Source organism: Pantoea rwandensis (genome assembly GCF_000759475.1).
Lineage (GTDB): Bacteria > Pseudomonadota > Gammaproteobacteria > Enterobacterales > Enterobacteriaceae > Pantoea > Pantoea rwandensis_B.
In genome coordinates, this window is record NZ_CP009454.1 from 15,627 (window position 1) to 36,972 (window position 21,346).

General features: G+C 53.5%; 22 protein-coding genes. 8 read left to right on the top strand and 14 right to left on the bottom strand.

The genetic code is table 11. The features are described from left to right. Window positions 1–97: 97 nt before the first annotated feature. The 13 genes from LH22_RS00085 to LH22_RS00145 all read right to left on the bottom strand — a co-directional run bounded on the left by LH22_RS00085 (window position 98) and on the right by LH22_RS00145 (window position 12,685). Complete coding sequence (locus tag LH22_RS00085; protein ID WP_038643491.1) at window positions 98–529, bottom strand: DUF29 domain-containing protein; 432 nt, start codon at window positions 527–529, stop codon at window positions 98–100. 100 nt (window positions 530–629) lie between these two features. Further along, on the bottom strand, window positions 630–1,178 hold the full coding sequence (locus LH22_RS00090; protein ID WP_038643493.1) for a single-stranded DNA-binding protein: 549 nt from the start codon (window positions 1,176–1,178) through the stop codon (window positions 630–632). Window positions 1,179–1,253: 75 nt separating this feature from the next. Further along, the gene (locus LH22_RS00095) at window positions 1,254–1,745 is read right to left on the bottom strand and encodes an STY4534 family ICE replication protein (RefSeq protein ID WP_038643495.1); all 492 of its coding nucleotides are present in this window, start codon (window positions 1,743–1,745) and stop codon (window positions 1,254–1,256) included. A gap of 631 nt (window positions 1,746–2,376) precedes the next feature. Then, the gene (locus LH22_RS00100) at window positions 2,377–4,389 is read right to left on the bottom strand and encodes a DNA topoisomerase III (RefSeq protein WP_038643496.1); all 2,013 of its coding nucleotides are present in this window, start codon (window positions 4,387–4,389) and stop codon (window positions 2,377–2,379) included. A 16-nt stretch (window positions 4,390–4,405) separates the two neighbouring features. Continuing rightward, entirely contained in the window at window positions 4,406–5,125 is a 720-nt protein-coding gene (locus LH22_RS00105; protein WP_038643498.1) for a PFL_4669 family integrating conjugative element protein, read from the bottom strand. Window positions 5,126–5,386: 261 nt separating this feature from the next. Continuing rightward, window positions 5,387–6,619 carry an STY4528 family pathogenicity island replication protein gene (locus LH22_RS00110; RefSeq protein ID WP_038643499.1) on the bottom strand — a complete coding sequence of 411 codons (1,233 nt, stop codon included), beginning with the start codon at window positions 6,617–6,619 and terminating at the stop codon, window positions 5,387–5,389. A 78-nt stretch (window positions 6,620–6,697) separates the two neighbouring features. Continuing rightward, window positions 6,698–6,928: a hypothetical protein gene (locus tag LH22_RS00115; RefSeq protein WP_038643500.1), complete on the bottom strand. Its 231-nt coding sequence runs from the start codon at window positions 6,926–6,928 to the stop codon at window positions 6,698–6,700. Continuing rightward, on the bottom strand, window positions 6,928–7,527 hold the full coding sequence (locus LH22_RS00120; RefSeq protein ID WP_038643502.1) for a DUF2857 domain-containing protein: 600 nt from the start codon (window positions 7,525–7,527) through the stop codon (window positions 6,928–6,930). The genes LH22_RS00115 and LH22_RS00120 overlap by 1 nt, the downstream gene beginning before the upstream one ends. A gap of 84 nt (window positions 7,528–7,611) precedes the next feature. Further along, the gene (locus tag LH22_RS00125; protein ID WP_038643504.1) at window positions 7,612–8,355 is read right to left on the bottom strand and encodes a DUF2786 domain-containing protein; all 744 of its coding nucleotides are present in this window, start codon (window positions 8,353–8,355) and stop codon (window positions 7,612–7,614) included. Continuing rightward, window positions 8,348–8,602: a TraR/DksA C4-type zinc finger protein gene (locus tag LH22_RS00130; RefSeq protein ID WP_038643505.1), complete on the bottom strand. Its 255-nt coding sequence runs from the start codon at window positions 8,600–8,602 to the stop codon at window positions 8,348–8,350. Before LH22_RS00130 ends, LH22_RS00125 begins: the two co-directional genes overlap by 8 nt. Then, on the bottom strand, window positions 8,595–10,316 hold the full coding sequence (locus LH22_RS00135) for a ParB family protein (RefSeq protein ID WP_038643506.1): 1,722 nt from the start codon (window positions 10,314–10,316) through the stop codon (window positions 8,595–8,597). Before LH22_RS00135 ends, LH22_RS00130 begins: the two co-directional genes overlap by 8 nt. Further along, on the bottom strand, window positions 10,313–11,677 hold the full coding sequence (dnaB-PI, locus tag LH22_RS00140; protein ID WP_038643507.1) for an SPI-7-type island replicative DNA helicase: 1,365 nt from the start codon (window positions 11,675–11,677) through the stop codon (window positions 10,313–10,315). The genes LH22_RS00135 and dnaB-PI overlap by 4 nt, the downstream gene beginning before the upstream one ends. 123 nt (window positions 11,678–11,800) lie before the next feature. Further along, window positions 11,801–12,685, bottom strand: a complete 885-nt coding sequence (locus LH22_RS00145; RefSeq protein WP_038643508.1) for a ParA family protein — start codon at window positions 12,683–12,685, stop codon at window positions 11,801–11,803. A gap of 376 nt (window positions 12,686–13,061) precedes the next feature. Between LH22_RS00145 and LH22_RS00150 the strand changes: the two genes are divergently transcribed. From LH22_RS00150 to LH22_RS00165, 4 genes are all read left to right on the top strand, one after another. After that, complete coding sequence (locus LH22_RS00150; protein WP_038643509.1) at window positions 13,062–13,391, top strand: helix-turn-helix transcriptional regulator; 330 nt, start codon at window positions 13,062–13,064, stop codon at window positions 13,389–13,391. Then, on the top strand, window positions 13,385–14,701 hold the full coding sequence (locus tag LH22_RS00155) for a type II toxin-antitoxin system HipA family toxin (protein ID WP_038643510.1): 1,317 nt from the start codon (window positions 13,385–13,387) through the stop codon (window positions 14,699–14,701). The genes LH22_RS00150 and LH22_RS00155 overlap by 7 nt, the downstream gene beginning before the upstream one ends. A gap of 157 nt (window positions 14,702–14,858) precedes the next feature. Next, the gene (locus LH22_RS00160) at window positions 14,859–15,683 is read left to right on the top strand and encodes an SDR family oxidoreductase (protein ID WP_038643512.1); all 825 of its coding nucleotides are present in this window, start codon (window positions 14,859–14,861) and stop codon (window positions 15,681–15,683) included. A 329-nt stretch (window positions 15,684–16,012) separates the two neighbouring features. Further along, window positions 16,013–16,708, top strand: a complete 696-nt coding sequence (locus tag LH22_RS00165) for an RraA family protein (RefSeq protein ID WP_038643513.1) — start codon at window positions 16,013–16,015, stop codon at window positions 16,706–16,708. A 96-nt stretch (window positions 16,709–16,804) separates the two neighbouring features. Here LH22_RS00165 and LH22_RS00170 read toward each other — a convergent pair whose 3' ends face one another. Then, on the bottom strand, window positions 16,805–17,725 hold the full coding sequence (locus LH22_RS00170) for a DMT family transporter (RefSeq protein ID WP_038643514.1): 921 nt from the start codon (window positions 17,723–17,725) through the stop codon (window positions 16,805–16,807). Window positions 17,726–17,978: 253 nt separating this feature from the next. On the opposite strand from LH22_RS00170, the gene LH22_RS00175 reads away from it, so the two are divergent. From LH22_RS00175 to LH22_RS00190, 4 genes are read left to right on the top strand one after another with little or no spacing between them, the layout of a single operon-like run. Next, window positions 17,979–18,818 carry a transporter substrate-binding domain-containing protein gene (locus LH22_RS00175; protein ID WP_038643515.1) on the top strand — a complete coding sequence of 280 codons (840 nt, stop codon included), beginning with the start codon at window positions 17,979–17,981 and terminating at the stop codon, window positions 18,816–18,818. Window positions 18,819–18,829: 11 nt separating this feature from the next. Continuing rightward, on the top strand, window positions 18,830–19,531 hold the full coding sequence (pxpB, locus tag LH22_RS00180; protein WP_430905176.1) for a 5-oxoprolinase subunit PxpB: 702 nt from the start codon (window positions 18,830–18,832) through the stop codon (window positions 19,529–19,531). Continuing rightward, a complete protein-coding gene (locus tag LH22_RS00185) occupies window positions 19,528–20,514 on the top strand; it encodes a biotin-dependent carboxyltransferase family protein (RefSeq protein WP_038643518.1) in 987 nt (328 codons plus the stop codon). The genes pxpB and LH22_RS00185 overlap by 4 nt, the downstream gene beginning before the upstream one ends. 21 nt (window positions 20,515–20,535) lie before the next feature. Continuing rightward, a complete protein-coding gene (locus tag LH22_RS00190; protein WP_038643519.1) occupies window positions 20,536–21,306 on the top strand; it encodes a 5-oxoprolinase subunit PxpA in 771 nt (256 codons plus the stop codon). The last annotated feature ends 40 nt before the right edge of the window (window positions 21,307–21,346 follow it).

Genomic DNA, 21,346 nt, shown 5'->3' on the forward strand with positions numbered 1-21,346 from the left:
GTCATGGACGGGTTTCCGATAACTGACTAAATACCAGGGAATTCAGGACAAAAAAAAGCGCCACAATGGCGCTTAATCTTAATACAGGCTGACAAAATTAATTCGGGTAGTATTCCTGAGACAAGATCTGTCCCATTTCCCAGATGCAATCTTCAGGAAAAACATCAAGCTGTGTCTCCTGAGCTGCAGAAGAGACTGCATCTGCCCATACTGCAGCAATCCAGTCACTATCGGTAAGAGCCGTTTTTAAGCTCGGAGTGCCTTTTATATGTAATGCCAGTGCTTTTCTTTGCTCTTTGATGGTTCGCTGCCAGCTTGACCCACGACGGCCTGGCTGAAACTTCCATTTGAGAAGATGCGCCAGCAGAACGGCCATACGACTGGCCAGCTCCCGCTTTTCGCTTTTACCCACGTCTTCGATCTCCTCGGCGATATTAGCAATATCAATCTCAGAGAACCGACCGGCACGGAGTAAAGCTGCCTGCTCCTGAGCCCAGGCAACAACGTCAGCTTCGTAGCGTGTGTTCATGGTAGATCTCCAGTGACATTCCTGATTAATGAACATCATTATAGAAGAAAAAAGCGCCAGACTGAACTGGCGCATAAGAGGGTATATTTATCTGAATCCATTATGAAATTGCGTAAATGGCTTTTTTACAGATGCCATAACCGTGTCCGAGGAACGGTATGTCATCATCAAAATCCATCGGTGGCTCATTCTGTGGATTTCTTGGCGCTGACGGAGTCTGCTGTGGCTGCTGAGGTTGACCCCAGCCACCCTGCTGACCTGACTGCGCATTGTTTCCACTGGTACTGGAGCTGTTATTGCGACCCCCGCCCAGCATCTGCATCGTTCCGTTAACACCCACAACGACTTCAGTTGTCCAGCGATCGGTACCGTTGTTATCAGTCCATTTGCGGGTGCGTAACTGGCCTTCAATGTACACCTGTGAACCCTTTCGCAGGTATTCACCGGCAACCTCAGCCAGCTTGCCAAACAGCACGACACGATGCCATTCGGTATTTTCACGGTTTTCACCGGTCTGTTTATCACGCCAGTTTTCTGAAGTCGCCAGGTTTAAACCGGTTACTGCATTGCCATTTGGCATGTAACGTACTTCAGGATCCTGGCCGAGATGACCAACCAGTATGACTTTGTTGACGCCGCGTGCGGACATAATGATTTCCTCTTATGAATTGGGTTGAGAGGAGCACATCCACCGGGATGTGTTCCGGTGGTGTGTCCGTGACGCTTAGAATGAGTTCGGATCGTACTCTTTCGGAGCAGATGAACCGGATTCCGGCGTCTGGGAAGCATTGGGTGCTTGGTAAACCACGTCCTGGCCTTTCTTGATGAACTCCACCTTTATCAGGCGGGCCTTCAGAGAAGGGCGACTTTCACCAGCGTGATCACCCGACTGGAGGGTAAACACATCGGCTTTCAGTCCGCTCAGTACAAATCCGAGCAGCACCTTTTCTTCTTCATCAACGGCTTTCTGGCAGCGATTGATCAGTTTGGTTGCTTCCGGGCCCGCGATGGTGACATCAAATCGGGTATAGGAAGCATTGTCAGTCGGACCGGTCAGAGCGTTAATAACAGCGCAGGTGAACTCACCGTTAGGGCCCTGAAGGCGACGTATCGAGTTCAGATAACCGATGCCGCTGACATTAAGGTTGAAAAACTCTTTTTTCTGATTTCCAGAAGCAGAGCCATTTGAAGCAGGGGTTTGATTAGTTGCAGTCATGATGTTTTCTCCGGAGTAAAACTGAACAGGTAGCGGAGAAACATTTGTCCCGTACGGGAAATGTTTCCCGCAGGGAGGTCAGCATAATTTGCCGACTGGCTGAATTGGTGAAGTGGACCTTTACCTGACTAACAGGTCCCTGTTTGCAAAGGTTAACAGGTTTAGAACCGCCCGAAAGCGCCATCTCTCAGGTTGTGATGGCATTGGCATGTGATTACCCGAAGGCGTCCCTCTCAAATCACCGGAACATTGGCAGTTGTCGGGAAGACAACGATAAGCCCCTTAATCATTCATTCAGTCGCAACGGTTGTCAACGTTGAACCGCGCAAAAAATCATCACTGCCTGAAAATAAAAAAGCGGCGCCATGTGGCACCGCCTTCTGAGGTCTGCACCTTCGACCAAAGGTTAAGCTGCATATTGCAGTGGCTCCGGGGCTGAAAGGGCCCGACACGGTTTTCACGGAGTTTTCGTGCCTTACCGGCTCCCGTTCAGGTGTGGACGAGGCCGGTCAGACTGTATTCCGTCAGCACATGCATTAGATGATGACGGAACCCGCAGTCACGGGGTGCGGCTTCAGAGCCGGTGTCACAATAGCAAAGCCCCTGATGGCCCGCAATCGGAGACAACGGATTAATTCTTCTTTGATTCAGGAGACTTAGCCTTACGGGAACGTTTATTTTTACTGCCGCTGACATTAATGACGCCCTTACATACCGGATAGCGCTGACAGCTCCAGAATTCACCTTTTTCTCCCTTTCGCAGTCGGGTTTTACTTCCGCACAGTGGGCAGGGAGGGGAGGGAGGCACGCGAATATTCACCCGCTGCTGCGCGCCCTGACTGACCAGATTGCGCGTCCAGCCAGCCTGCCGTTGCAGAAAGTCGTCAAGTGACATGCGACCTGCAGCGACCTCATCCAGCGCCTGCTCCCAGAGCGCGGTCATGCCGGGTTCAGTCAGTTGTGGGGGAAGAGCATCAATGACGTCACTACCCAGTTCTGTGGCCATCAGCTTACTGCCTTTACGCACAATAAATCGGCGGTTCAGCAACTGTTCAATTATACCTGCACGGGTAGCCTCAGTGCCCAGACCCGTATTGTCTTTCAGTACCTTACGCAGCGCGATATCGGTAACGAAAGCGGAGGCGTTCATCATCGCACCAATCAGGGTGGCAAAGGTGTAGTGCGCCGGCGGCCGGGTCATCAGCTGCGCTACCTCAGCACCTGTCACGGCGCAGGGGGCATTCTGAGAGAGCGGTGGCAGCGCCATCGCTGCATCGTCATCCGCCTGCGCATCTTCATCTCCGGCTTTGTCAAAGAGAGCCTTCCAGCCCTTTACTGCCTCGGTGCGCCCCGTGGTACGGAACAGCTGCCCGCCGATGTCGAACTGGAGCCGGGTGATATCGGATTCATACAGGGGCAGGAACTGGGCGAGGTAATTGCGACGGATAAGAAGATAAACCTTACGCTCAGACTCCGTCAGGGCCGAGAGCTGAAAGGCGGTTCGGGTGGGAATAATGCCATGGTGTGCCGTAATTTTCCTGTCATTCCAGATGCGAGACACAAATGTCCGGTCAAGACGAGTCAGTAATGGCACACATTCCGGATCAGTACGGCCGATGGCATCGAGGACATCGGAGATCTCTTCCTGCATGGATTCAGGCAGATAACCGCAGTCGGTCCGGGGATAGCTTGTCGCCTTATGCTTTTCATACAGGCTTTGAGCGGTATCCAGCACCTGCTGGGGAGACATATCCCAGAGTCTGCCGCAGGCCTGTTGAAGGGAACCAAGCGAAAACGCCAGAGGGGCCGCAACTTTTTCACGCTTCGTCTCACACCCGGTGACGACAGCACGTCCTGTCTGCCGGCAGAGTTGCGCCACCTGCTGCGCGATATTCTGGTGGATACAGCGCTTTTCATCGTCAGTATAGATTTTCGCCGGCACCCACTGCGCGGGGAAGGTAAGGCCGCCAGCCGAAAGAAGCGCTTTGACCTGCCAGTAGGGTTTTGGCACAAAAGACGCGACTTCGCGGTCCCGGCGGACAACCAGCGCCAGCGTGGGGGTCTGCACTCGCCCGACGGAGATCACGCCGTCAAAGCCCGCTTCGGCGGCTCGCAGGGTGTAAAGCCGCGAGAGATTCATCCCTATCAGCCAGTCAGCACGGGCACGTCCCAGCCCGGCATGATACATACCCAGCGTGGCCTGACCGGGGCGGAGGTCCTGAAGTGCCGCACGGATGCTGGGTTCATCCAGCGCAGAGAGCCAGAGACGCTGCACCGGGCCTTCCCACCGACAGTAGTCCAGCAGCTCTCGCGCAATAACTTCACCCTCACGGTCAGCATCGGTGGCAATCACCACCTCATCAACCTGGCGAAGCAACCGCTCAATGACCTTGAACTGATCCTGCGTGTCCTTTTTAACAACGACCTGCCAGGGAGCTGGCAGGATCGGCAGCGCTGAAAGCGACCAGGGTTTACCGTACTGCTGACCGTAGGCTTCAGGAGAAGCCGTTTCAAGGAGGTGACCCACCGCCCATGTCACGGTCACACCGCTGCCCGACAGAAATCCTTCACCGCGACGCGTTGCACCCAGCACGCCAGCAAGATCTCGCCCCTGAGAGGGCTTTTCACAAATATAAAGCCGCATGGCTGCCCCCGGCGTTTCAGACAGCCTGATAACGCAGGCGAAGGAGGTTCACGCTTGCTTCATTAACCGGTGGAGAGAAGGCAGAACGCTTCTGTCCCAGCAGGACGGCACGATCAGGCTCACCGACTTCTTCACAGGCTCTCTGCCAGATATCATTGTTTTCAACGGCATCAAAACGTGTTGCACCTGTTTTACGATAGCGCATGACACAGCCATAAATTTCACGTAACAGCCGGCTGCCATCACCCAGTAACTCATAACGCTGCTTGCGCGATACAACGCCATAATGCGCAGCCTGCAGAACTTTTTTGGCAAACTGATCAAATCCCATCAACAGGAAAACACAGCGATAGCCAAGCGGTGTGCCACTGAATACCGTCAGGTCGAGTGTTTCGGCGGCATGGGCATCACTTATCGTGACGCCTGCGGGGACAAAGCTCATTTGCTTTTCCAGGGTTTCAATCAAAGTGTTCATTTCTTTACTGGCGTATTCAATTTTCTCTTCCAGTTCCAGCATTGCTGCATCCGCCCAGGGGTCGTTCATTAATGAATCTCTGTTAATCAGAGTTGCACGATGAAGGAACTGAGGCATCCCCATAATAGGTTGTTTGCCTTTTTTACCATCTTCAGGCTTTTCTCTCTTACGCCCCTCCCATAATCCGATTGCATAATTTGTATGGAGCTCAATATGGAGTTCGGACTGAAGCGCTCCTGCCCGCTTTTGTTTCTCTGCCATCGTTGTCGCCACCTGTATTCAGTTAAGATGAGCAGGCATAGTCGTGAAACCTGAGCACTTACAACATGTGAAATTCATAATTAAGAGAAGTAAATTGTTCGTCGCATGCTTATTGGTGTTTAACGACGAGCAAAGGCACTCACCTTTCATCCTTTTTAGAATTACGTTCACTTTTTAACCGCTGTTGCGCCCCGCAACACTGCTCACTTTTTGACCGCTGTTGCGCCCCGCAACACTGATCACTTTTTAATCTTTTTTTTTTCAGGTAATTATTTTGTTTCGTATGGCACTGATCATTGCCCGTACATCCTCCGGTGACGGGCGACTGGTTGGCATCACTGGCAGATTCGCTGGCGGGACTTTTCGCGTCTCCGTCATACGCAAAGGCTCACCAGCGGCATCGCGCTTCGTCGTCTCTTCGGACAGTTTCAGTTCACCGTTTCGCGCCCGGCGCAGCATGGAAAACAGCCAGCCAGCAGGGTTGGCCAGTTTGCCCCGGTTAAGTTGTTCCTGCAGCATGCCAGCAAGGGCCTTTGCGACAACCTCAGGCAGCGAGGCCATCTGCGAGGTCAGCATGTGACGGTCTTCGCTGTTCAGCCCGTTCAGAAAATCGTCAGGCAGATAGTGATTTTCACAGGGTACGTACGTTTTTTTATTCACACTCTGTGTGAAAGAACGTACGTTACAGTCCGGATTTCGGACTCCGGTATAACATGTTGATTTATCACTGAGTCCTGAATCAGGACCCGGTATTTTATCTGTTGGAGGTGTACTGAGTCCGTTTTCCGGACTCAGTGAATTCTGGCTGTTTTTTATGCTATTTTTACTGAGTCCGTTTTTCGGACTCAGCTGTTCAGTGTGCCGCTGATGGACCATCTGAGCAGGCGTTTCCGGTGCGCTCAGTCGACTCTCAATCAGCGCAAGGCGGCTGTGGCGATGCCGCATCCCCTTATCCTGGAGGATGTCATTTACTACGGCCAGCGCCGTCATCCGGACGGCTTTGTTCCGGCTGAGGCAGCTGTCTTCGACCAGCTTCAGCCAGCCCGGGTCAAAGGTTTCTGCATCACGGTAACCCAGCGGCTCATCATGCTGTGCATAAATGTTCCCCCTTACCCGGCCGCGGTCATCGCGTACGCGTTTGCACAGGCTGAGCCAGCCGGTGAGGCGCAGCATCAGCAGAACGCGACTGACCGTGTCCCTGGATGCCTTATCTGAATGGGCTGATGCGAGCTGAGCCTGTAGTTCATCATAGGTAGGAAAAATGGCACCCTCATTCTGCTGCGCATAAAGCCGGATCATCACCCAGGCGGTTTTATCGAGCGGTGAAAGGCGCGTGTCCAGGAACAGCCTGCGCGGAAAAGCGTCGTGCACATTGCCCATAAACAGCAGGCCGCTGCGCTCCTGGCTGACATCGCCGATATCTGACCGCCGCTCAAGATTTTTCTGCATTCTGGACAGCGTGTGAGCCACAATGCTATCGGCTGGAATGGTCATTTAATCATCTCCTCTTCTGCCTGAGACAGCACAGTGCCGGGCTAGACCCGGCACTGTGTGGTCATCAGCGGTCGTCCTTTACCGGCGAATTTCACGGTTGTAGGTCTCATGATCCATCAGCCACCACTGCCGTCCGCCATCTTTACTCAGGATGCGCCAGAACGGACCCACATCTATCTTGAGATAACCGTTCATGGTCAGCCGGCGAAACACCTTGTGTCCGCAGCATGCCGCCCGGAACAGCGTCTGTGCGCGGCGCCTGACAGCCGGCGACACCTGCTGACGGGGAGAGAAATCACCCAGCTGCATCACGCCTCCTTACGTACGGTAGATTCAGACCGGCGTGCTGCAGCACCTGCCTCGCGGCACCACTGACTGACCCGGCTCCACACGGCAGTCAGTGACAGACCGTGTTGTTCAGAAGCCAGCATCATTGCCTCCAGCGCCTGATGAGAGTCGGGAGAGGACAGTCCGGCCGCTTTCCACTCGGTCCAGAGCGCCGCATCCTGCGGTTCCGTCAGGGACTGTGTACGTCCCTGCCGCGACTCAATTCCCATCAGTCGGCGACGGGCGCTTACCTCAGCTGGAGAAAGGCCAAAGTACTTGTCAATCAGCTCCATGGACCCGCCAAGCTCAAGTGCACGATCAATCATCAGCATGCGCTTAAGTTCGTTGCGAGCCTGGTTCAGCATCAGCCAGAAATTTTCATGATTCAGGCTGATATCCAGAACGGAAACGTGCGACTGGCTGAGATAATGCAACTCATCAAGACTCAACTGACTGAGTGCCCTTATCTCCTCAACTGACATCCCCAGCGACTCACATCGGCGGATGTTACCGCTCTTAACGTCCATAAGAAGTGAAGAGAGAATGGCCGTGGTGGCCTGAGAAAGATTATGCTGGCTCACAGGCCACCTCCTGAAATTGTCTGGTCAGCGACGAGCAGAACATCAAAAAACCAGCCTGACAGGCAGGCAATCCATAAAAGAAAGTCAGTCATGTACATTCTCCTGCGCTGTAATCTGTCGCGGAGCCTGAGCGCCGCCGATTCCCTGATGTAATTCCGTTTCACGGCCGGTCAGAAAACCCTTTTCCCGGGCCAGTCTGTCACCGCGGCACCTTCCGGCATTACGCACGTTGAGTTCCCGCAGCGTTTCACCGGAATGACGCTGGCCAAGCCAGCGTTTGAGGACGACATTTTCACCGTCTGTCGGGGCGAACGACTGCAGCACCTGCCAGACGCCGGCGACCCAGCCCTCCCTGAACTGGTCGGCCCGACGCCTCAGCGTACCGATGAGGATGCGGCGCTTGCGATACCCTGCCATGTGCGCGTCTGTAGCAACCTTAAGCTGCCGCTGCAGAACGGCGAAGATGTAGTTCGCCACCTCGGGACGCTCATTAAAACCGTAAAAGTGAAGTGCCCTGCGCACGCTGTTCACACCCTGAAGGCTGGTATGGATATACCAGCCAAACCAACAACGACTGCCCGTGGCCATGCAGACGACGGTCGCCAGCGAGCTCAGCCAAGCCGGGACTTTGTCGGCATTACTGCTAAGCCCCTGACACACGGACTCGCTGACCTCACTGAGTGAAAGCATGTCTGCTGTCAGGCCGTGGCGCTGCATCAGCCGCTGAGCCAGCCTGACTGCCCGTGCGGCTTCGTGGGGATTACTATTGCGGGTTCCCAGCGCCATCAGGCGCCGTATGCGTTCGAGAACTTTTGCCTGCTCAGACATACCCGTTCCCTCTGCCGCCAGCCGAACGATGACGCATCTGCTTTTCCTTCACGTCCTTACAGCCGGCACAGAACTCCACACCCGGAACGGCACGTTGCCGTTCAGGGGGAATATCGGCACCGCAGCATTCGCAGATTTCTTTTGAGGGCCGCAGACACTGCACCTTTGCACGGATTGCATCAATACCGCGCTGAGTAAAAAGGGCAGTGCTGGCCTGCGCCATTTCATCATTGAGATCGTCAGACATTGTCCCCTCCCTGAGCAGCCAGGCGTTGCAGTTCACGCAGGCGACGGATAACCCGGATAAGGCGCATTGTTTTCACTACCGTAATATCATCAAAAACGGCCGTATCCGAAGGAACCTGCGATCCGAAGAAATTCAGGCAAAACATAAACATATTGAACTGAGAATTGGGAACTGAACCGGAAAGACCCGCCAGAAACAGCGTAAACTCGCGGGTGCTGTCGGATACGGCAAAGCCGGCAGACAAAGGATTTTTATCTTCCCGCACACAGTCCGCGCAGCCCATGGCCTCAGCAATCTCAAACACAAGGCGATATGCCATATCCTGCAGATGTTCCGTATCATCCTGCAGCGCGGAGATGTGCCAGATATCGCTGACCGGTTCCAGCCCGGTTTCCGCAAAAGCAACAGAACTGATTACCTCATCAGAGGAGGCCTCTTCAGGATCTGTGAACGCCGAGACAAGCGAGCCGGCACTGAACTCAGGCGAGGATAAGGACGCATTCTCATCCGTGATAATTTCACTTTCGCCGCTGATGACAGGACACCCGCCAAACAAATCGTTCTGCACCTCGCGACGCGGTTCACTGCCGGCAGTGACTGACGCTGCGTCAGGCAGTGACGTGTTCAAAGTCAGGTCCGGCGCTGGTTCAGGGCGGCCGGTAGACGTTAACGTACCGCTCCGGAGACCCGTAGGCTGGAGGGCTGATGAAGTATCCGACGGCAGAATGGTCACACCCGGCTCAGCGCGTTCACGACCAGCAGACCGCCCGGGCGGCGGCGTGAGCGAGGGTAGCGGTGGCGGCTCACCAAACTGCTCACGGCGTTTTTGTTCGCGCGGGTCCAGTTCAATCAGCCAGCGATCGTAATTGAGGCTCGGGTGAGGCAGCGCCTTTACTAACTGTCCTATCAGTTCGTCTCGCAGGTGATCAAACGAGTAACTGTCAGGATCATTGAAACTCTGGCATACGCCTCCAAACACCTGCTGGAACGCCTCAGCCGAATTTTCGGAAATGTCATATTTCAACCATACCTTTTCTGCAAGCGACCTGACATTCAGTAGTGGAAGGATTTGGCCTCTGCTCAAGCCCTCCTCAAGAAGAGAAGGCATATACGGGTGAAGGTATTTGAGAGTGTCTTCCATACGGCTGATGCTTGAAGAATGTATTGGGTAGCCTTCAAGATTAAGCAGGTCAGATAACTCACGTAGAGAAACCGGCCTTCCCACAAGTTCCTCCTGAATTGACCTTGCATTGTGGATGCCGAAAGCTTTGTCTAAATAAGTTAAATCACCCCTCACCTCATTCTCAGCCAGATGTCCTACGAGGCATTTGAGCCTGCCCGGCCAGGGCTTGAAAATGGTGTGAACACGATAAAACCGTTCATCACCGGTCTCCTGCCAGAGCTCACAGAGGATCTGATATCGCGTGTTTCCCCCGTCACTGAAGATGTAAACATCTTCACCATCAGGGTCACGCGTGACCTTAGGTATGGAATCCAGACCGCGTGCACGCACCGAAGATTTGATCTCTTCATAGCGTGGGTTACGGCCTTTACGAGGGTTATCGGGGTTGGGGCGCAACTGATCAAGGGTCAGTACCATCGCCATCTCACTGACCGGCAGTGGAGTTGTATCAGTACCGGCATTAACCTTAGCGGGCGATCTGCCCCGCTGTAACATCGCTGAGCCCAGGTTCAGTTTGCTGACGTTGCTCATTCTGACCTCCCCGCCGGGCTGTTTAGGGCATTAAAGCGGGTAAACCGGCCTTCATACTGCAGGCGGATGGTCCCTGTGGGTCCCTGACGCTGTTTACTGATGATGATTTCAGCAACACCTTTATCTTCGGTATTCTCGTGATAGACCTCATCACGGTAGATGAAGACGATAACGTCAGCATCCTGTTCCAGCGCGCCAGAATCACGCAGGTCACCATTGTTTGGCCGTTTATCTGCTCGGCTTTCCAGCTGTCGGTTGAGTTGAGAAAGTGCAACAACTGGACACCCCATCTCTTTGGCCAGCGCTTTCAGGGAACGGGATATCTCGGCGATTTCCTGCGTGCGGTTCTCCTGATCCGGACAGCCCATTAGCTGCAGATAATCAAGCCCGATAATTGACGGATGACCATAACGGCGCGCATTTCGGCGAGCGCGGATACGCAGCATCGCCGGCGTGAGTGAGCCCGTATCATCAATAATGAGGCGATCGTTGAAATCTTCTGTCATCATAGAATAGGCACCGGATACCTTGGCCCAGTCTTCGTCATCCATCAGCCCGCTTTTGAGGTGCGTAAGATCAACACTGCCAAGAGAAGCAACCATGCGCATCAGAATTTGTTCAACAGGTTGCTCAAGACTGTAAAACTGCCCCACTGAACCGGCTTTTTTAAGCAGTGAATTGAGCAGCAGATTGATTAGAAAAGCCGTTTTCCCCATTGATGGGCGGGCCGCGATGAGCACCAGATCACCGGATTGCAGGCCGCTGGTCATAGCGTCAAAATCATCAAATCCTGTAGGCGTGCCGGTAATACCATCAGGCACATTGCATCGACGCTCCAGCTCCGTCAGTAGCTTTTCCATGCCATCAATCAGCGTCACGGCCTGTTCAGGCTCAGCACGTTCCGCCAGGCGTGTTATTTTGTGCTCGGCGGTTTCCATGAGCTTTTCAATATTCGTGCCGGGCATTTTGACTGATTCGGTGATCTCAGCACCAATGGCCGCCAGCTGCCGCCCACGGCTGTTTCTGGCAACAATTTCACTGTAAGCGACGATGTTTGCTGCACTTGGCGTATTTTTAGCCAGCTCGGCCAGGTAAGCGAATCCCCCCAGTTGCTCAAGAGCGTCTTTACCGCGACGTTCAATGCTTTCAGAAAGCGTAATCAGATCTAGTGGTTTACCGGCTGATACCAGCCGGGACATTTCCTGAAAGATGGCCTTATGCACCTTGAGAAAGAAATCATCAGCGCTCAGATGGAGAGCAACGTCATCCCAGCGATCGTTATCCAGCATCAGGCCACCGATAACAGACTGCTCGGCATCAGGTGAATAAATACCTGGAATATTTCTGCGGTTGTCAGACATACGCGCCTCCCTTGAGAGAGGCCATTGCCGAGGGCCGCTTGATAACACCTATACTCAGCTGCCGTCCGGCATTGATTTTATTAACTGTCATGGTGAGGGCTGCTGAAAAAACAGGGGAAAGGATCATTTTGATCCCCCTTCTTCCGCAAGCACGTCGAACTTATGCTTCCATTCAGGGAACAGTTCGCAGGCAAGTTTGTGCATTGAGTCGAATGCTGAATCGCTCTTACGGGACGTTTTTTTCTCCAGGCGGTGAACAGGCTGACCGGCCGCATGCCCCTGCTTATAAACATCAAGATCATAAATGCGCGTCTGTAGCATGTTGATGACGATCTTGTCTGAATGCTGACTGTAATCGCCACCCAGTATGATGCTCTCGGCCTGTTCAACCGTGGTTTTCGCAAGCAGCGTATAGTCCATGCAGTTAACCAGCATGCGTATACTCGGAAGACTGATCCCAAAAGCCATGTAAGGGAGCAGTTCTTCCATCAGAGCAACTGTGCCGCGCATAAATTCACGCACATCAGGCAGCACAGGCTTGACCATTCCAATCATCTCGCCAGTTGCGGCCAGAATAATCAGTTCTGACATCACTGAACGTGACCCCTGCGAATCAATCAGGATGACGTCATACTGGCTAAATACCGAGTTTGACAATGCATTGCGCAGACGCACGCGCCCATCTGCAACATTGAGCATGTAGGTAGGTAAAAGATTGCGCGGATCGTTTGAGACAATGACATCAAGGTTCGTGAACGCGGTGCGGGAAATGATGTTTTCGGCCTGGGATAGGTCGACGGTTTGCATAAGCAACTCGTAGAGGCCGCAAGGTGCTTCATATTCTAAGGGATAGATACTGCTGGCAGTAGGCTGGGCGTGGTCGCCGTCAATAATGAGGGTTTTTATGCCTGCATCGGCAAGGAATCCCCCCAGATTAGCGGCTTGAGTTGATTTCCCCTCTCCACCTTTGGTAGAAACTACGGGGATAACTTTCGTTTTTGAATGCATTTCGTCACCTGAATAATATTTTTCAGATGAGAACGACAGCTCACTTCACTGCTTTCCAAAAACACGGGGATTGAAAATCCCCGTGTCCGTGGTTCGATTCCGCGTCCGGGCACCAACATTCTGAAAACCCAGCTTATGGCTGGGTTTTTGCTTTTCTGCGTTTGTCATTTCTAAACCGGATCCAATTTTCAAATCCCCCTCTCGACTTGATTATGTCCCATTTTATGGACTTAAATCCCCTTAGAGTCACATAAAGTGCAATATAAGGGACTTTATAAAGCATCCGCTTGTCATGACAATAATCCGATAGAGTTCTATAATTAGGACATTAAACGCTTAACAGACGATAAAGTGTCTTTATTGGGACTTTAAAGATATGACTACTCCTTCCGCATCCGCTCTGGCAGAGGACATCGGCCAGAGACTCAAGCAGGCCCGTCTTAATCGTGACTTAACGCAAACTGAGGTTGCTGAGCGCGCAGGTATTGCACGAAAGTCTGTGCTCAATGCTGAAAAAGGAAAAGCGCAGTTCGATGTCTTTATCGCCATCATGATAGCGTTGGAGCTCACAGAAAAGCTGGAGCTGTTTCTGCCACGTCAGGAAATATCCCCGATTCAACTTGCAAAGTTGCAGGGTAAACAAAGGCGTAGAGCTTCAGGGCAACGTAAAGATAAACCGCTCAGGGAGGGAACGTCAGAATGGTAATGGAAGTTATCAATGTTACCTATGCACAACAAGAGGTGGGCGCAGTTAGTTTCGATTTAGAAAAAGGATCGGGGGCATTTGAATATGCACCCAACTTTATCAAACAAGGAATAGAACTTTCTCCTCTCAAAATGCCGCTGGCAACACAAATCTACAGTTTCCCTGAGCTTGCGTTTACGACCTTTAAAGGACTACCCGGTTTGATTGCCGACTCATTACCAGATGATTTTGGTAACGCAGTGCTCAATGCCTGGGTAGCGGGCCAGGGTAAACAACCTGGCGACATTACACCATTGCAACGGCTGCAATACACGGGCAAGCGCGGTATGGGTGCGTTGGAGTACACCCCAGCGACAAAACTTCGCAGTCTCAATGCCTCAAACCCGATTGAAATAGCCTCCCTTATCGTTATCGCACAGGAAATCCTTGATGCCCGAGGAGCCTTCTCAGCAACGCTTCATCGAGACGGAGAGGAGGATCGTGAAGCCATGCTTTCGCTGTTATCAGTGGGCATGAGTGCGGGTGGAGCAAGGCCTAAAGCTGTTCTCGCATTTAATAAAGATTTCACCCAAGTGCGGTCTGGTCAGGCCATGGTCCCGGATGATTACACACACTACTTGATGAAATTTGATGGCGTGAGTGAACATAATCGCAGTCAGGAAACCTTTGGTGATCCATTGGGATTTGGGGCCATGGAGTACGTTTATTATCAAATGGCAACAGCCTGTGGTATCGAGATGATGCATTCGCAATTATTGTCGGAAGGTCATCGGCGCCATTTCATAACTCAGCGCTTTGACCGTATTGGAAATCACAAAATCCATGTACAGACTCTGAATGGACTGGCCCATGTCGATTATAAAAAGCCCGGCTCATTTTCTTATGCAGAGCTGTTCAGCGTAGCGCGACAGCTCAAGCTTCCCGCGCGTGATGCAGAACAGCTAATAAAAAGGATGGTCTTTAATATTGTGGCACGCAACCATGACGATCATGCCAAGAACTTTGCTTTCATGCTGAAGGACAACAAATGGCAATTGGCTCCAGCTTACGATCTGGCCTACAGCTATAAACCCGGTAGTAAGTGGGTTAACAGCCATTGGATGACATTGAATGGTAAACGCGATGATTTCACCCGCAATGACTTCTACGCATTAGAAAAAATAAGCCCACTCTTCAACAAACGCAATCTGGATCGGGTCATTGATGAAACAGTCGAAACTGTGGCGCAGTGGCCTCTTCTCGCTCGTGATCAGGAAGTGCCCAATTCATTGATTGCCGAGGTCAGCAATAACCTGCGTTTGTCACTCTGAGTCATCGGCTGTTTCAGCTTAATGATTAAACAGCATTGTACCGGGATTGATAACCCATGAGCAGCATTCATAAGCTCATGCCAATTGCCCCTACAGTCATCAGAGGCCTTCCCCGCTATGCTTGCCGCATCACTCATTACTCAAGGCGGGAGACACAATGAAAGAGATGATGGTGGTTATCGGGGCAGGTGCGATTGGACAAGCTATCGCGCGTCGCGTGAGCCAGGGTAAAACCGTGCTGCTGGCAGACCTCAACACGGAAAACTGCGCAGCCGCCGCACAAACCTTACGTGATGCAGGCTTTACAGTAGAAACCAGCCAGGTCGATGTCAGTTCGCGTCAATCGATTCAACATCTGGTGCAGCAGGCCACTGCACTGGGCGCCATCAAAGGTGTGATTCATTCGGCGGGTGTCTCGCCTTCTCAGGCTAGTCCCGCCACCATTTTGCAGGTCGATCTCTACGGTACGGCCGTGGTGCTGGAAGAGTTCGGTCCGCACATCGCGTCAGGCGGTTGCGGAATCGTGATTGCTTCGCAATCCGGGCATCGACTGCCTGCGCTCACGGTAGAACAAAACGAAGCGTTAGCCATCACGCCAACTGAGGATTTGCTCAGCCTGCCATTTTTGCAGAACACCGCATTCAGCGATCCTTTGCTGGCCTATCAATATGCCAAACGCGGCAACGCTCTGCGTGTGATGGCCGAAGCGGCGAAATGGGGCCAGCGTGGCGCGCGCGTCAACAGCATCAGCCCCGGCATCATCTTTACGCCCCTGGCGAATGATGAACTGAATGGCCCACGCGGTGCGGGCTATCGCAATATGCTGGCAAAATCACCGGTCGGCCGAGGCGGAACCGCCGACGAAGTTGCCGCGCTGGCCGCCCTCATCATGGGGCCTGAAGGCGGCTATATCAGCGGCAGTGATTTTCTGATGGATGGTGGCGTGACGGCATCTTATTGGTACGGTGATTTGAAACCCTGATTCACTTCCCCGCCGAATATCTTCTTCGGCGGGCTAAATAAATAATATGCAATACGCTCAGCCATACTTTAAAAGTATTTAGCCATAACAATATCCAATAAAATTATTAATCAGCGATTTAAATAAGGTGGGAATATTATTTCGTGATCCTGATTTTATTCGCTGTAACACCGTATTCGTAACACACCGTTAATCCCTTACACTCTCCTGAATTCAGTGAATTATCCATTCCCTGATCATCTGAAAATAAAACTCAGTTTATTAGCCGGCAAGATTCGCTGGTCATCATTTATCGATTACAAGTTAATAACCCTGACAGGAGAAATAAAATGACCGCAGGAAATCGTATTTATTTACGCCGCCCTTCCGATGCCGAGCCCTTACTGGAAGCGTTCCGCCGTTTACCCGCTGCGGTAGTGGCAGACTGCATGAGTCGCTTGCCTGCACTATCCGCAGAGATCAGCCTGAAAACTGCGCCTAAAGCCCCCATCATGTGCGGCCTGGCAGTTACCGTGAAGGCACGCTCTGGCGATAACCTGATGTTGCATAAAGCGCTGGATATGGCCGGGCCGAACGATGTGATTATCCTGTCGAATGAGGGTGACCGCAGCCAATCATTGATGGGTGAAGTGATGGCCACTTACGCCAGACAGCGCGGTATGGCAGGCATCGTTCTGGATGGTCCGGTGCGCGATATTGAGGGCTTATCCCGCATGGATTTTCCGATTTATGCCGCCGGACACACGCCTGGTGGCCCTTTCAAAGATGGTCCAGGCGAAATCAATGTGCCGATTGCCTGCGGTAAAATTCACGTTTCACCGGGTGATATCGTTTTGGGCGATGCCGATGGGGTGATCGTCATTCCACGCCAGGATGCCGCGCGCATTCTCGAAGCGGCACAAGCTTACTTGATCGTCGATGAACATAACTTTGAGCTGGCGAAAACCGGTTCTCTGGAACGCGGTTGGCTGGCGGAAGCACTGCAAAACAAGCAGGTGGAAATTATCGATGATGTCTATCGGTAACGTGCCAACATGACAGCGAAGAATTGCAAAGGTCATCATCCATGGTGGCCTGTCTTTCGCTGAGCGCGCAGCTAAACAACCCGCAATTGCACCGCATCACGGCGTACTGCTCACCATCGCCAACTTGCGCTGACGGTTTTCCCGCCATACCGCAAAGATTCCTGCCAGTGCCACAATCGATGCGCCGAAGAGGGTTGTCGTGCCTGGCAGGCTATTGAGGAACAGATAGCCAATCAGCATCGACCACACCAGCGTAGTGTAATCAAACGGTGCCAGCAGCGAGGCATCAGCATAGCGCAGGCTGAGCGTCACCAGAATCTGGGCCAGACCGCCAAATAAACCACAGCCCACCAACAGCAGCCACTGCAAGCCGGTGGGTTTTGCCCAGCCAAAGAAAGCCGTTGCCAAGCCAATAAGGGTGGTCATCAATGAGAAATAAAACACAATCGCACCCGGCTTTTCGATACCGTTCAGAAAGCGGATTTGTACATTAGATGTCGCAGAACAGAGCGCGGCAATCAATGCAAACGCCACGCCGAGACTGGCCGTAGCACTGCTGGCACTGCCAGCAAGTACGCCACCGCTGGATGCAAGACTGGAAGAGAGCATAATCAGAATGCCCGAGAGTCCCACCACGACTGCCACCCAGCGGGACACGCGCACGCGCTCCTTTAACAGCATTGCCGCCATTATCACCGTGAATAAAGGGGCGGCGTAACTGAGTGCGGTGGCATCTGCCAGAGAGATATACACCAGCGCCAGATAGTTGAAATACATGCCGCCAGTACCCGAAAATCCCCGAATGAAATGGCCGAACAGATTGCGTGTTTTGAGGTTGTCCAACACGTTCCCCTGTATTTTAAGCCAGATTAACAGAGGAAACAGGGCGACAAAGCTGCGGAAAAAAATCACTTCGCCAGTGGGGATTGCACCGTTAAGCCCTTTTACACAGGCCAGCATTAATGTGGCGCAGAGTGCGGCAAAGATTTTCAGCAATACGCCTAATCGGGGGTTCATACTTTCTCTTCTCTCTACTTCGAGCAATCAGGAAATTGCCAGAGGACAATGCGAAAGACACTAGGGAGAAAAATGTGCGCTGGATAACACTTTTTCGCTCTGCCTGAATAGAAATAACTTATCGCCATCGGTCATATCATTTCCCTATTGCATAACACGCTTTCCCTCTTTTTCGCCGCAAAACAAAGCCGATATAGTCCAGAAAAGCGAGATTTTGCGCTCCTAAGCAGTATCCACCCTTGAGGGAATGCACATGACCATGAAAAAACTGACCACCCTTGGCCTGGCAATGCTGCCGTTGCTGGCTGTTTCGGCGGCGCAGGCAGATATGATGGCGAACATTAAATCGAGCGGTGAACTGAAATGCGCCGTTTACTCCGACGTACCGCCCTTCTCTTCGCCAGATCCACAAACGCGTCAGCTGGCAGGCATGGATATCGACCTGTGCAACGCTCTGGCCAGGCAGATGAACGTCAAACTGACTTTGGTGCCGACCTCTGTGGAAGCGCGTATCGCGGTGATCGCCACCGGCCGTGCCGATGTGTTGATTGCTAACCTGGCCTACACCAAAACGCGTGGCAATCAGATCCAGTTCAGCGATCCTTACTACGTGGCGAAAGAGATGCTGCTGGTGAAAGCGCCGCTGGCAGATAAACCACTGGACTATTTCAAAGGCAAACGCATCAGCGCCACCAAGGGCACCACGTCCGAGCAATCGATCCACATCAAAGGCGGTAAAGCCGTCACCTTCCAGGATTCTGCCTCCGCCTTCCTGGCGCTGGAGCAGAACAAATCCGTGGGCTTTGTCACTAACACCATGACCGGGATGAAAACCATCGCCCAGGCGAAAAAAGACGGCATCAATCTGGCGATGGTGAAAGAGCCGATGGCGCTGGAACCGATTGGTGTCGGCATGAAAAAGGATGAACCTGCCCTGCTGGCCAGCGTTAACAGCAGCCTGAAAGCGATGGACGACGATGGCACCATCGACAAAATCTGGAACACCTGGATTGGGCCAAATACCGAATACAAAATGGTGCGCGAAGAGCGCGTACAGCCGCTCTCCAGCCTGAAATTTGAACCACTGGAATAATCATGCCCGTGATGTCGCAACCGGATATCCAGCCCGCCAGCGCCTCTGCGCTGGCTTGTTCCTCTTCGATTACGCTCTCCACCATCGGTGCCCGCGCGTGGCTGGTGGAAGCACCGGGCGGATTCGATCTCTCCGCTCAACGCCGCATCTGGTCACTGGCACGTTTGCTGCAGGCGGATGAGGCGGTTGAAGCCTTGATCCCCGGCGTCACCAATCTGCTGGTGCTGTTCCGACACATCCCCCAGGACGAAGCGGCCATACGTGCCTCGCTGCATGCCGCCTGGGATCAAGCGCAGGCGATCAGTCCGCAGGGTAAACTGATTGAAATCCCGGTCTATTACGGCGGCGAGCACGCCACCGATTTGGATGCGGTTTGTCGTCACACCGGATTCAGCGCACGCGAAGTGGTGCGCCGTCACCATCAGAGCGAATATATCGTGTTTGCTCTCGGCAGCGCGCCGGGCTTTGGTTACTTGCATGGACTCGATCCGCAATTAGCCACGCCACGCAAGAAAGTCCCATCGCTCAGCATGTTGAAAGGCACCGTCACCATTGGCGGCGCCCAGGCGGGTGTCTCTGCACTGACTGGCCCCAACGGCTGGAACGCCATCGGCTTTGCCGAGCTGGAAGTGTTTGATCCTCTGGCTGAGTCCCCCGCGCTGATGGCACCGGGCGATCGTATCCGTTTTCTGCCGCAGAGGATTGAACTGTGATCGAAATTGAACAGAGCGGCGCCCTGAACACCGTTCAGGATCTGGGGCGTTTCAACTTCCGCCATATGGGTGTCTCGGTCAGCGGCGTAATGGACCCGCTGGCACTGCGCGCCGGAAATCTGCTGCTCGGCAATGAAGAAAATGCCGCCGCCATTGAAGTTCAGTTGTTCCCATTCCGTGTGCGTTTTTTGCAGGACAGCAGCATCGCGGTAACAGGTGCGGATTGTCGCGCCACTTTAGACGGTGCGCCGTTGCTGCCCTGGTGGGGCTGCGGCGTGCGTGCCGGACAGGTGCTGGAAATGCGTTACCCGCGCAGTGGCGCACGCGGTTATCTCTGTATAGCAGGCGGCATTGATGTGCCAATGGTGCTGGGATCGCGCAGCACGGCACTGCGCGGCGGCTTTGGTGGTTTGGAAGGCCGCCCACTGCAGCGTGGCGACCGCCTGGCGCTGGGTGAAACACAGGCTTCCCCATTGCCCACCAGCGGTATCGGCATTGAGCCGCCCGACAGCGCCCTGCGTGCACATTTCCCGCGTAACAGCGCAGGTGAGATTCAGTTGCGCGCCATTCCATCCGGCGAATATCCCTTGTTTGCTGCCGATGCCGGTCGCTTCTGGCAGCAATCATGGCAGGTCTCCAATCAAAGCAATCGCACCGGATATCGACTGGCGGGCGATCCGATTTTCCCGTCACAAACCATTGAGATGCGTTCTTACGGGCTCATACCTGGCATTGTGCAGGTGCCGCCCGGCGGCGAGCCGATCATTCAGCTCAGCGATGCTAACACTGCGGGCGGTTATCCCAAGATCGCCGGGGTGATCGAGCAGGATCTGTGGCGTTTAGGACAGGTATTACCCGGCCAATCGATCCAGCTGATCCAGAGCGATACGCGTGAGGCCATCGCCATCGAGCAACAGGTCGCAGGCTGGCTGAGCCGCTTACGTGTGAGCTGCCCACCGCTGCGTAAAGCGTTAACCGCATAATTTTCCGAAGGAACCCAAACCATGAAGATTGATGTGAACTCCGATATGGGCGAAGGCTTCGGCGTTTATCAACTGTGCGATGACGCCGCGCTGATGAAAGTGGTCTCCTCAGCCAATATCGCCTGTGGATTCCACGCCGGCGATCCGGCGATCATGACCCGAATGGTGCGACTGGCGAAAGAGAATGGTGTCGGCATTGGTGCGCATCCTGGCTTGCCCGATCGTCAGGGCTTTGGGCGTCGCGAGCTGCCGTTCAGTGTCGAAGAGATCTGCCAGCAGGTCGCTTATCAACTCGGCGCGCTGACAGCGATTGCTCACGCAGAAGGCACGAAGGTGTCGCACTTTAGCTTCCACGCTGCGATGGGCAATATCGTCAATCGCGACGAGGCATTAGCGCAGCAGGTCATGACGCTCGTTGCCCGTATCAATGCGGATCTGATTGTGTTCGCACAACCCGATACCATTATTGAGCGAGCGGCACAGGCAGCGGGCTTGAAAACCCTGACGCTGTTTCTCGCCGACCGCGCCTACGATGCTCAAGGGCGCTTAGTGCCGCGCGGCATTGCTGGCTCGGTGATCAAAGAGGAAACGGCGCTGCGTGCCCGCGTGCGGCAGTTCCTGCAGCATGGCACTGTCACCACCTTCGAAGGGGAAGTGATAGCTGTCCGCGCGCGTTCGATCCTGGTGCACAGCGATACGCCGGGTTCATTGGCCCTCGCCAGCATCGTACGCAGTGAAATCGAAGCCAGCGGCCATCAGGTGGCACCGGCGGCAGAAGTGCTTGCTCAGTAACGTTTTTTCATCGCCCAAATAAAAATGGCTGCCCTTCGGC

Excerpts from the sequence above, each read along its gene's own strand:
- LH22_RS00085 (WP_038643491.1), bottom strand. The coding sequence starts at position 529 with ATGAACACACGCTACGAAGCTGACGTTGTTGCCTGGGCTCAGGAGCAG.
- LH22_RS00090 (WP_038643493.1), bottom strand. The coding sequence starts at position 1,178 with ATGTCCGCACGCGGCGTCAACAAAGTCATACTGGTTGGTCATCTCGGC.
- LH22_RS00095 (WP_038643495.1), bottom strand. The coding sequence starts at position 1,745 with ATGACTGCAACTAATCAAACCCCTGCTTCAAATGGCTCTGCTTCTGGA.
- LH22_RS00100 (WP_038643496.1), bottom strand. The coding sequence starts at position 4,389 with ATGCGGCTTTATATTTGTGAAAAGCCCTCTCAGGGGCGAGATCTTGCT.
- LH22_RS00105 (WP_038643498.1), bottom strand. The coding sequence starts at position 5,125 with ATGGCAGAGAAACAAAAGCGGGCAGGAGCGCTTCAGTCCGAACTCCAT.
- LH22_RS00110 (WP_038643499.1), bottom strand. The coding sequence starts at position 6,619 with ATGACCATTCCAGCCGATAGCATTGTGGCTCACACGCTGTCCAGAATG.
- LH22_RS00115 (WP_038643500.1), bottom strand. The coding sequence starts at position 6,928 with ATGCAGCTGGGTGATTTCTCTCCCCGTCAGCAGGTGTCGCCGGCTGTC.
- LH22_RS00125 (WP_038643504.1), bottom strand. The coding sequence starts at position 8,355 with ATGTCTGAGCAGGCAAAAGTTCTCGAACGCATACGGCGCCTGATGGCG.
- LH22_RS00130 (WP_038643505.1), bottom strand. The coding sequence starts at position 8,602 with ATGTCTGACGATCTCAATGATGAAATGGCGCAGGCCAGCACTGCCCTT.
- LH22_RS00135 (WP_038643506.1), bottom strand. The coding sequence starts at position 10,316 with ATGAGCAACGTCAGCAAACTGAACCTGGGCTCAGCGATGTTACAGCGG.
- dnaB-PI (WP_038643507.1), bottom strand. The coding sequence starts at position 11,677 with ATGTCTGACAACCGCAGAAATATTCCAGGTATTTATTCACCTGATGCC.
- LH22_RS00145 (WP_038643508.1), bottom strand. The coding sequence starts at position 12,685 with ATGCATTCAAAAACGAAAGTTATCCCCGTAGTTTCTACCAAAGGTGGA.
- LH22_RS00150 (WP_038643509.1), top strand. The coding sequence starts at position 13,062 with ATGACTACTCCTTCCGCATCCGCTCTGGCAGAGGACATCGGCCAGAGA.
- LH22_RS00155 (WP_038643510.1), top strand. The coding sequence starts at position 13,385 with ATGGTAATGGAAGTTATCAATGTTACCTATGCACAACAAGAGGTGGGC.
- LH22_RS00160 (WP_038643512.1), top strand. The coding sequence starts at position 14,859 with ATGAAAGAGATGATGGTGGTTATCGGGGCAGGTGCGATTGGACAAGCT.
- LH22_RS00165 (WP_038643513.1), top strand. The coding sequence starts at position 16,013 with ATGACCGCAGGAAATCGTATTTATTTACGCCGCCCTTCCGATGCCGAG.
- LH22_RS00170 (WP_038643514.1), bottom strand. The coding sequence starts at position 17,725 with ATGAACCCCCGATTAGGCGTATTGCTGAAAATCTTTGCCGCACTCTGC.
- LH22_RS00175 (WP_038643515.1), top strand. The coding sequence starts at position 17,979 with ATGACCATGAAAAAACTGACCACCCTTGGCCTGGCAATGCTGCCGTTG.
- pxpB (WP_430905176.1), top strand. The coding sequence starts at position 18,830 with ATGTCGCAACCGGATATCCAGCCCGCCAGCGCCTCTGCGCTGGCTTGT.
- LH22_RS00190 (WP_038643519.1), top strand. The coding sequence starts at position 20,536 with ATGAAGATTGATGTGAACTCCGATATGGGCGAAGGCTTCGGCGTTTAT.